This is a genomic window from Dellaglioa sp. CoH-57-MRSF-20 (genome assembly GCF_056781955.1).
Genome location: NZ_JBXAXV010000318.1, coordinates 1 through 245 on the forward strand (window position 1 = coordinate 1; position 245 = coordinate 245).

Here is a 245-nt window from a genome sequence, read left to right on the forward strand (position 1 = left end):
AAGCAACGTGCTGCTCACGAATCGGCGATAGACTCCCTTCGCTCAGCCCATCAGAATGCCATTCGAGCAATTGAGGATCGGATTCGCGAGGTCATCGAACAGCAAATCGTTGGACTCGAAGCGTTCGATAGTACGATTTTGAGTTGGTTCGCGATCGCTGAGTCCATGCTCGATCAATTCGACGGATTCACGGAATTGCAACGACTGCGGCCGATAGACTTAGCAGCAACCACTGAGCCGGATCT

General features: G+C 52.2%; 1 protein-coding gene. It reads left to right on the forward strand.

Translation table 11 applies throughout. The annotated features are described in order from the left end of the window. A partial coding sequence (locus AC1RPN_RS09160; RefSeq protein ID WP_481763873.1) for a hypothetical protein occupies positions 1-245 on the forward strand: 245 nt, incomplete at both ends.